General features: G+C 75.2%; 1 protein-coding gene. It reads left to right on the top strand.

The annotated features are described in order from the left end of the window. The first annotated feature begins 86 nt into the window (after window positions 1–86). The gene (locus GQF42_RS08725) at window positions 87–10,631 is read left to right on the top strand and encodes a type I polyketide synthase (RefSeq protein ID WP_158919076.1); all 10,545 of its coding nucleotides are present in this window, start codon (window positions 87–89) and stop codon (window positions 10,629–10,631) included. Window positions 10,632–10,633 lie beyond the last annotated feature (2 nt).

Genomic DNA, 10,633 nt, shown 5'->3' with positions numbered 1-10,633 from the left:
CGCGTCCGGCACCGGGCCACCCCAAGTCCGGCGCATTCACCACCGCGTCACCAGCGCCGCCGAGCCAGCAGGGAGCGACACCGACCGTGGACACATCCGTCGAGCAGATCGTCGAGGCGCTGCGCGAGTCATTGCTCGAGAACGAGCGGCTGCGCCGGCAGAACGCCGAGATCACCGAGGCGGCGCAGGAACCCGTCGCGATCGTCGCGATGAGCTGCCGCTACCCCGGCGGCGTCAGTACGCCCGAGCAGCTGTGGCAGCTGGTCGACGCCGGTACCGACGCCGTGGGCGACTTCCCCGCGGACCGTGGCTGGGACGTCGAGAGCATCTACGACCCGGACCCCGACGTCCCCGGCAGGACCCATGTGCGCGAGGGCGGATTCCTCTACGACGCGCCGCAGTTCGATCCCGGCTTCTTCGGCATCAGCCCGCGCGAGGCCATCGCCATGGACCCCCAGCAACGGCTGCTGCTGGAGACCGCCTGGGAGGCGTTCGAGCGCGCCGGCATCGACCCGCACACCCTCAAGGGCAGCCGCACCGGCATCTACGCGGGCGTCATGTACCACGACTACGGCAGCTGGCTCACCGACGTGCCCGAAGGCGTCGAGGGCTACCTCGGCAACGGCAACCTCGGCAGCGTCGCCTCCGGACGTGTCTCGTACATCCTCGGTCTGGAGGGGCCCGCGGTCACCGTCGACACCGCCTGCTCCTCCTCGCTCGTCGCCCTCCACCTCGCCGTGCAGGCACTGCGGACCGGCGAGTGCACCCTGGCCCTCGCGGGCGGCGTGACGGTGATGTCCACACCCGACACCTTCATCGACTTCTCCCGCCAGCGGGGCCTCGCCGAGGACGGCCGCTGCAAGTCCTTCGCCGAGGGCGCGGACGGCACCGGCTGGGGCGAGGGCGCCGGACTGGTCCTGCTGGAACGGCTCTCCGACGCCCGCCGCAACGGACACCGTGTGCTGGCCGTGGTGCGCGGCACCGCCGTCAACCAGGACGGCGCCTCCAACGGCCTGACCGCCCCCAACGGCCCCTCGCAGCAGCGCGTCATCCGTGCGGCCCTCGCCAACGCCCGTCTGGAGCCCCGCCAGGTGCACGCCGTCGAGGCGCACGGCACCGGTACCCCGCTCGGCGACCCGATCGAGGCACAGGCCCTGCTGGCCACCTACGGCCAGGACCGGCCCGCCGGTGAGCCGTTGTGGCTGGGCTCGGTGAAGTCCAACATCGGGCACACGCAGGCCGCCGCCGGTGTCGCGGGCGTCATCAAGATGGTGATGGCCATGCGGCACGGCCGCCTCCCCAAGACGCTGCACGCGCAGCGCCGCACCTCCCAGGTCGACTGGGAGGCCGGCGCCGTCGAGCTGCTCGGCGAGGCCCGCGACTGGCGCACGGAAGGCGGCGAACCGCGCCGCGCCGCCGTGTCCTCCTTCGGTATCAGCGGCACCAACGCCCACGTCATCGTCGAGGCCGCGCCCGAGCCCGAGGCCCGCACCGAGGAGCCCGCCTGGACCGGTCCGCTCCCGCTGGTGCTGTCCGGCAGGAGTGAGCAGGGCCTCGCCGCCCAGGCCCGCCTGCTGCTCGACCACCTCGCCGCAGGCACCGACCTCGTCCCCGACGTCGCCCACACCCTTGCCACCGGGCGCGCCGCCCTGGACGAGCGGGCCGTCGTCACCGGCGCCGACCTGCCCGCCCTCACCGCGGGCCTGACCGCACTCGCCGAGGGCGATGACAGCGCCCCGAACGTGGTGCGCGGCAGGCCGGCGGGGGAGTCCCGGATCGTCTTCGTCTTCCCCGGCCAGGGCTCCCAGTGGGCCGGCATGGCCGCCGACCTGCTCGACAGCTCACCGGTGTTCGCCGCCACCATGGCCGACTGCGCAGCCGCCCTCGCCCCCGTCACCGACTGGGACCTCATCGAGACCGTCCGGGCGCGCCGGCCGCTGGAACGGGTGGACGTCGTCCAGCCCGTGCTGTGGGCGATCATGGTGTCGCTCGCCGAGGTGTGGCGCGCGCACGGCGTCCGGCCCGCCGCGGTCATCGGCCACTCCCAGGGCGAGATCGCCGCGGCCTGCGTGGCCGGCGCGCTCTCCCTCGCCGACGGCGCCCGCGTCGTCGCCCTGCGCAGCCAGGCCATCGCCCGCGAACTCTCCGGCCGCGGCGGCATGATGTCGGTGGCCCTGCCCGAGGCCCGGGTGCGTGAACTCATCGCCCGCCACGACGGCCGCGTCTCGGTGGCCGCCGTGAACGGCGCCGCCTCCGTGGTGCTGTCCGGCGACGCCGACGCCCTGGACGAACTGCGCGAGACGATCGTGGCCGGCGGCGACCGCGCCAAGCGGCTCCCCGTCGACTACGCCTCGCACTCCGCACACGTCGAGTCGATCCGTGCGCAGCTGCTCGCCGACCTGGCGGACGTGCAGGCCCGGCCCGCCGACGTGCCGTTCTACTCCACCGTCACCGGCGCCCGGACCGACACCACCGGCCTCGACGCCGGCTACTGGTACACCAACCTGCGCCAGAGCGTGCTGTTCGAGCCCACCACGCGCACTTTGCTCGACGCCGGGTACGGCGTGTTCGTCGAGTGCAGCCCGCACCCCGTGCTGCTGCACAGCATCGCCGAGACCGCCGACGCCGCGGGCGCCGACATCACCGGCCTCGGCTCGCTGCAGCGCGACAACGGCGGCCCCGAGCGCGTCCTGGCGGCCCTCGGCGAGGCCTTCGTCTCCGGCCTCCCGGTCGACTGGTCGGCCGTGTTCGACGGCCTGCCGGTGCGCCCCGCCGACCTGCCCACCTACGCCTTCCAGCGCGAGCGCTACTGGCTCGGCCGCAGCGCCGGGGCGGGCGACGTCACCGCCGCCGGACTGGACACCACCGGCCACCCGCTGCTGGGCGCGGCCGTCCCGGTCGCCGAGGGCGGCACCCTGTTCACCGGCCGCCTCTCCACCGCCACCGCGCCGTGGCTGGCCGACCACGCCGTCTCCGGCACCGCCCTGCTGCCCGGCACCGCCCTGGTCGAGCTGGCCCTCGGCGCCGGCCACGAACTCGGTTGCGGTCATCTTGCCGAACTGACCCTCCAGGAACCGCTGGTCCTGCCCGAGAAGGGCGCGCTCCAGCTGCAGCTGCACGTGGCGGCGGCCGACGACTTCGGCCACCGCGCGCTGACCGTCCACTCCCGCCCCGAGGGCGCCGACGACACGGCCTGGACCCAGCACGCCGGCGGTCTGCTCGCCGCGCAGACCGCCGCGCCCGGCTTCGACCTCACCGCCTGGCCGCCCCGGGGCGCCGAGCCCGTACCGCTCGAGGACGCCTACGCCCGGCTGGCCGGCCTCGGCTACGACTACGGCCCCGCCTTCCAGGGACTGCGTGCGGCCTGGCGGCGCGGCGACGAAACCTTCGCCGAGGTCGAACTGCCCGTCGAGGCCGGTACCTTCGCCCTGCACCCGGCCCTGTTCGACGCCGCCCTGCACGCCGACGGCCTCGTCACCGAAGGCACCGAAGGCACCGATGGCACCGACGGCTCCGACCGCCAGGACGCCGCGCGGCTGCCCTTCGCCTGGACCGGGGTCTCGCTGTACGCGGCCGGAGCCACCGCCCTGCGGGTCCGGCTGCATGGCACGGACACGCTCACCGTCCAGCTGGCCGACCCCACCGGCGCCCCGGTCGCCGAGGTCGAGGCCCTGGTCTCCCGACCGGTCGACCCGGCCGTGCTCACCTCGACCGCGCGCGCGGACGACCTGTACCGCCTGGACTGGACGGTACTGCCCGGGGCCGACGTGCCCGTCCCCGAGTTCGCCGTCCTGGACGAGCGTGGCCCGGCCGCGCTGGACACGGTGCCCGCGTGGGTGGTGCTGCCGGTCGGCGAGGACGACCCGGTCACCGGCCCCCGCCGCGCGGCCGAACGCGTACTCGCCGCCGTGCAGACCTGGCTGGGTGACGAACGCACCCAAACGTCAAAGCTGTTGGTCCTGACCCGGGGTGCCGCGGCGGTGGGCGAGGAGGACGTCACCGACCTGGCCGGTGCCGCCGTGTGGGGCCTGGTCAGGGCGGCGCAGGGCGAGCACCCCGACCGGTTCGTGCTCGTGGACTGCGGTGACGGCGACACGGGTGCCGCGGTGGCCGCCGCCGCGGCGACCGGCGAGCCCCAACTCGCCCTGCGCGGCGCCACGGTGCGTGTGCCCCGGCTCGCCCGTGCCGTTCCGCGGGGCCAGGCCCCGGCCCTCGACCCGGACGGCACCGTGCTGATCACCGGCGGCACCGGTGTCCTCGGCGCCCTGGTCGCCCGGCACCTGGTCGCCGAGCACGGCGTGCGCCGCCTGGTACTGGCCGGGCGCAGCGGCACCGCCGCCGAGGACTTCGCCGACCTGGACGCGGAGATCGTCGTGGCTCGCTGTGACGCGGCCGACCGCGAGCAACTGAAGCAGCTGATGGCCGAGTTGCCCGCCGACCGCCCGCTGACCGCCGTCGTCCACCTCGCCGGCGTCCTCGACGACGGGCTGGTGACCGACCAGACACCGGAGCGCCTGGACGCCGTACTGCGCCCCAAGGCCGACGCCGCCTGGCACCTGCACGAACTCACCCGCGACCTCGGCCTCGCCGCGTTCGTCCTGTTCTCCTCCGCCGCCGGCACGGTCGACGGTGCCGGGCAGTCGGGCTACGCCGCCGCGAACGCCTTCCTCGACGCGCTCGCCGCCCACCGCAGGCACCACGGCCTGCCCGCGCACTCGCTGGCCTGGGGCTTCTGGGAGCAGCGCACGGGTCTGACCGCCCATCTCACCGACGCCGACGTGGAGCGCATGGCGCGCGCCGGTGTCCGCCCCCTCCCCAGCGAGGACGGCCTGCGCCTGCTCGACGCCGCCCTGGCCGCGGACGAGCCGCTGCTGCTCCCGATCGGCCTGGACCTGGCCGTCCTGCGCCGGGCCGGGAACGTTCCGGCCATCCTGCGCGGCCTGGTGCCCGCACGCGTCCGCCGTACGGCCGCGTCCCGCACCGACTCGGCCTCGCTCGCCGACCGGCTGGCCGCCCTCGGGCCCGCCGAACGCGACGCAGTGCTGGCGGAGTTGGTCCGCACGCAGGTGGCCGCCGTGCTCGGGCACGGCAGCGACATGACCCTCGATCCGCGCCGCTCCTTCCGCGAGTCCGGCTTCGACTCACTGACCGCCGTGGAACTGCGCAACCGTCTCGGCAGCGCCGTCGGCCTGCGCCTGCCCGCCACCCTCGTCTTCGACTACCCGGACGCGGACGCGCTCGTGGGCTACCTGCGTACCGAACTCCTGGGCACGCAGGCCGAGATCGCCGCCGAGATCGCCGTACCCGGCACGGGCGAGGACGAGCCGGTCGCCATCGTCGCCATGGCCTGCCGCTACCCCGGCGGCGTCAGCACCCCCGAGGATCTGTGGCGGCTGCTCGCCGACGGCGGCGACGGCATGGGCGCCTTCCCGGCCGACCGCGGCTGGGACCTGGAGGGCCTGTACGACCCCGAGCCCGGCAAGGCCGGTCACTGCAGCACCCGGGCGGGCGGATTCCTGTACGACGCGGCCGACTTCGACCCCGACTTCTTCGGCATCGGCCCGCGTGAGGCCCTGGCCATGGACCCGCAGCAGCGGCTGTTGCTGGAGACGTCCTGGGAGGCGCTGGAGCGGGCCGGTATCGACCCGCACTCCGTGCGCGGCAGCCGCACCGGCGTCTTCGCGGGCATCATGTACCACGACTACGGCAGCCGGCTGCGCCACGTGCCCGAGTCCGTGCGCGACTACCTCGGCAACGGAAGTCTCGGCAGCGTGGCCTCCGGCCGCGTCGCCTACGCCCTCGGTCTGGAGGGCCCGACCCTCACTGTCGACACGGCCTGCTCGTCGTCCCTGGTGGCCCTGCACCTGGCCGCCCAGGCGCTGCGGCAGGGCGAGTGCGGGCTGGCGCTGGCCGGCGGTGTGTCCGTGATGTCGACCGTCGACACGTTCGTGGACTTCAGCAGGCAGCGCAACCTCGCCGCCGACGGCCACGCCAAGTCCTTCGCCGACGGCGCGGACGGCACCGCCCTGTCCGAGGGCGCCGGCATGCTCGTCCTGGAGCGGCTGTCGGACGCGCGAGCCAACGGGCATCCGGTGCTGGCTGTGGTTCGCGGTTCCGCCGTGAACCAGGACGGTGCGTCCAACGGGCTGACGGCGCCGAACGGTCCCTCGCAGCAGCGGGTGATCCGGCAGGCGCTGGCGGCGGCGCGGCTGTCGGCGGCCGACGTGGACGTGGTCGAGGCGCACGGCACGGGTACGACGCTGGGTGACCCGATCGAGGCGCAGGCGCTGCTGGCCACCTATGGTCAGGACCGGCCCGCCGGTGAGCCGTTGTGGCTGGGCTCGGTGAAGTCCAACATCGGGCACACGCAGGCCGCCGCCGGTGTCGCGGGCGTCATCAAGGTGGTGATGGCGATGCGCAACGGCGTGCTGCCGAGGACGCTGCACGTGGACGCGCCGTCCACCAAGGTCGACTGGGACACCGGGAACGTCCGCCTGCTGACCGAGGACCAGGCGTGGCCCGCGACGGACCGTCCGCGCCGTGCCGGTGTCTCGTCCTTCGGGATCAGCGGCACCAACGTGCACACCATCATCGAAGAGGCACCGGCCGAAGAGCCGGCCCCCGACACGGCACCGGCCCCGCTGCTGCCGCTCGTCCTCTCCGGCGCCACCCCCAAGGCGCTGGCCGCTCAGGCCGTACGACTGCGCGAGGTGGCCGACCGGCCGCTGCCCGACCTGGCCCGTTCCCTGGCCACGGGCCGCGCCGCCCTCACCCACCGGGGCGCGGTCGTGGCCCGCGACCGGGACGAACTCCTCGCCGCACTCGCCGCGCTGACCGCCGGCACCGCCGCCGGCACCGTGGTCCGTGGCCGCCCTGCCCCGGGCAGGACCGCCTTCCTGTTCACCGGCCAGGGCGCCCAGCACGTCGGTATGGGACGCGACCTTTACGCCGCCCACCCGGCCTTCCGGCACGCGCTGGACGAGGTCTGCCAGGCGCTTGACGCCCACCTCGACCGGCCTCTGCGCCAGGTGATGTGGGCAGAGCCCGGTACGGAGGAAGCCGAACTGCTCGACCGGACCCAGTACACGCAGAGCGCCCTGTTCGCCGTGGAGGTGGCCCTGTACCGGCTGCTGGAGTCCCACGGCGTCCGCCCGGACTGGCTGGCCGGCCACTCCATCGGCGAGCTGACCGCGGCGTATGCCGCCGGTGTCTGGGACCTGGCGGACGCCGCCCGGCTGGTCGCCGCGCGCGGCCGGCTGATGCAGGCGCTGCCCGCCGGGGGCGCGATGCTCGCCGTCGACGCCACCGAGGACGAGGTGCTCGCGCACCTCACGCCCGAGGTCTCCGTCGCCGCTGTCAACGGACCCCGCGCGGTCGTCGTCTCCGGCGGCGAAGCCGCCGTACAGGCCGTCGCCGAGGCATTCTCCGGCCGCCGTACCAAGCGGCTGCGGGTCAGCCACGCCTTCCACTCCCCGCTGATGGATCCGATGCTGGCGGAGTTCGAGAAGACCGCCCGCGAACTGCGGTACGCGCCGCCCGTGATCCCCGTCGTCTCCAACGTGACCGGAGCGCGGGCCGGCGAGGACGAGCTGTGCGACCCCGAGTACTGGGCGCGGCACGTCCGTGAGGCGGTCCGCTTCGGCGCGGGCGTGCGCACGCTGGAGGCCGACGGCGTCCGCACCTTCCTCGAACTCGGCCCCGATGCCGTTCTGTCGGCCATGGGCGCGCACGCCGTCGTGGACGCCGAGCAGGCCGCGTTCGTCCCTGCCCTGCGCCGCGACCGCGACGAACAGCAGACCTTCGCGACCCTGCTCGGCACCGCCCACGTGCGCGGTCTGGCCGTGGACTGGGAGCGGGTGTTCGCCGGCACCGGTGCCCGCCGCGCCGACCTGCCGACCTACGCCTTCCAGCGGCAGCGCCTGTGGCTGGACGACGGTCCCGGCGGGGCCACCGACGCCGTCGGGCTGGGCCAGGCGCCGGCCGGGCACCCGATGCTCGGCGCCGCCCTGGAGCTGGCCGGCGACGACCGGGTGGCCCTGACCGGCCGCCTGTCCCTGGCCACCCACCCGTGGCTCGCCGACCACGCCGTGGGGGGCGTCGTCCTCGTCCCGGGCAGCGCCTTCGTCGAACTGGCCGTCCAGGCCGGCGACCGCACGAACTGCCCGCAGGTGGAGGAACTCACCCTGGAACGGCCCCTGGTGCTGCCCGCGCACGGCGCGGTGCACCTCCAGGTGACGGCCGCGGCCCCCGATGCCGACGGACGCCGGCAGCTGACCGTGCACGCCCGCCCGGAGGGCACGGACGGCGAGTGGACCCGGCACGCCACCGGGGCCCTCGCTCCACGCACCGCGCCCGAACCGGCCGCCGAGACCGTCTGGCCGCCCGCCGGAGCCGTACCCGTGGACGTCACCGGCACCTATGACCACCTGGCCGAACAGGGTTACCACTACGGCCCGTTGTTCCGCTGTCTGCGCGGCGCGTGGCGGCTCGGCGCGGAGGTCTGCGCCGAACTCGCCCTGCCCGACGCCGACGCGGCCGACGGCTTCGCGCTGCACCCGGCGCTGCTCGACTCCACGCTGCACGCCATCGACCTGCTCGACGGCCAGGACCCGACCGTGATGACCCTGCCGTTCTCCTGGGAGGGCGTCACCCTGTACGCCACCGGTGCCACGGCACTGCGGCTGCGCCTGACCCCGCACGGCACCGACCACATGACCCTGCGCCTGTACGACGGCGCGGGGGCTCCCGTGGCCGAGGTGACCTCGCTGCGCATCCGCCAGGTGACCGCCGAGCAGCTGACCGCGGCCACCCCCGCACCCGGGGATCTGTTCCGAGTGCGGTGGACCGAGCTGTCGGTCGGCGCCGACGGCTTTGCGCCCGAGCCCCGTACCTTCACCGTGGATCGCGCCTGCGGTGCCGATCTGCCGGCGCTGGCCCGCGCGAGCGCCGCTGTGGCCCTCGCCGCCCTGCGGGAGCACGTCGCCGACGCGTCGGACGGCCGGCCGCTGGTGGTTCTGACCCGGTCCGCCGTCGCCGTCGACGCCGACGGCGCCCCCGACCCGGCCCAGGCCGTGATCTGGGGCATGGTGCGGGCGGCAGCCGTGGAGCACCCGGGTCGGTTCGTCCTGGCCGACATCGACGACGACCCCGCCTCGTCGGCCGCCCTGCCGGTCGCCGTTGCTGCCGGGGCATCCGAACTCGCCCTGCGCAAGGGCACGGTGTACGTGCCGGAGCTGGCCCGGGTCACCGACGCGGAGCCGGCCGGGGCGCCGACGCCCGACCCGGAGGGCACCGTCCTGGTCACCGGCGGCACCGGCAGCCTCGGCCGGCTGATCGCCCGCCACCTGGTCACCCGGCACGGCGTACGCCATGTGCTGCTGGCCGCACGCAGCGGGCGGCTGCCCGAGCCCGGCGCCCTGGACGACCTGACAGCCCTGGGCGCGAGCGTGACCGTGGCCGCCTGCGACGTCACCGACCGGGCCCAGCTCGCCGCACTGCTCGCGTCCGTGCCGGCCGAGCACCCGCTGACCGCCGTGGTGCACGCCGCCGGTGTGCTGGACGACGGGCTGCTCACCGACCTCACACCCGAGCGGCTGGACGCGGTCATGCGGCCCAAGACCGACGCCGCCTGGCACCTGCACGAGCTGACGCGCGGCCTCGGCCTCGCCGCGTTCGTCCTGTTCTCCTCTGCCGCCGGCACCCTCGGCGCGGCGGGCCAGGCCAACTACGCCGCGGGGAACGCCTTCCTGGACGCCCTGGCCGCACTGCGCCGCACCGAGGGGCTCCCGGCTCTGTCGCTCGGCTGGGGTCTGTGGGACACGGGGGAGGGCATGGCGGCCGGGCTCGGCGAGACCGGGATGCGCAGGCTGGCCCGCGACGGCATCCTGCCGCTGCCCGCCGACCGGGCACTGGCCCTGTTCGACCGGGCGCTCACGGCCGACGACAGCCCGGCCGCCGACCGGGCCCTGCTGCTGCCGGTCCGGGTCCAGGTCACCGAGGATGCTCCCGCCCTGGTCCGGGGCCTCGCTCCGGTGACCGCACGCCGCAGCGCGCACGCGGTCACCCAAGCACCGGCGTCCACCGAGCCGCTGCCGCGGCGGCTGGCCGGGCTCGGTGGCACCGACGCCCTGAAGCTGCTGGTGGAGACGGTGTGCGGCCATGTCGCCGATGTCCTCGGACACGGCTCCGGCAGTGCCGTCGACCCCGAGCGCTCCCTGGGCGACCTGGGCGTGGACTCGCTGGCGGCGCTGGAACTGCGCAACCGGCTCGGCGCAGACACCGGCCTCAGGCTGTCCACCACCCTCACCTTCGACTACCCGACCTCCGACGCCCTCGCCCGGCACCTCCTCGCGGAACTGGGCCTGGAGACCTCCGAGGACCGCCTCGACATCGAGGCCGAAGTGGTGCGCCTGGAGGCGATGCTGGGCGCGGCGCTGGACTCGGCCGCCTGCGACGAGGAGCAGCGGGCCCGGGTGGCCGCCCGGCTGCGCACCCTCAGCGCGCGGTGGGACGGCAGCGCCGGCGAGTGGCAGCAGGACGGGACCGGGGACACCGGCGAACAGCGGCTGGAGACGGCCACGGCCGCCGAACTCTTCGACATCCTGGACGACGAACTCGGCAGCCTCGACTGACA

This window comes from Streptomyces broussonetiae (assembly GCF_009796285.1).
Classification (GTDB): domain Bacteria; phylum Actinomycetota; class Actinomycetes; order Streptomycetales; family Streptomycetaceae; genus Streptomyces; species Streptomyces broussonetiae.
This window is presented reverse-complemented; position numbering and strand designations above follow the sequence as displayed.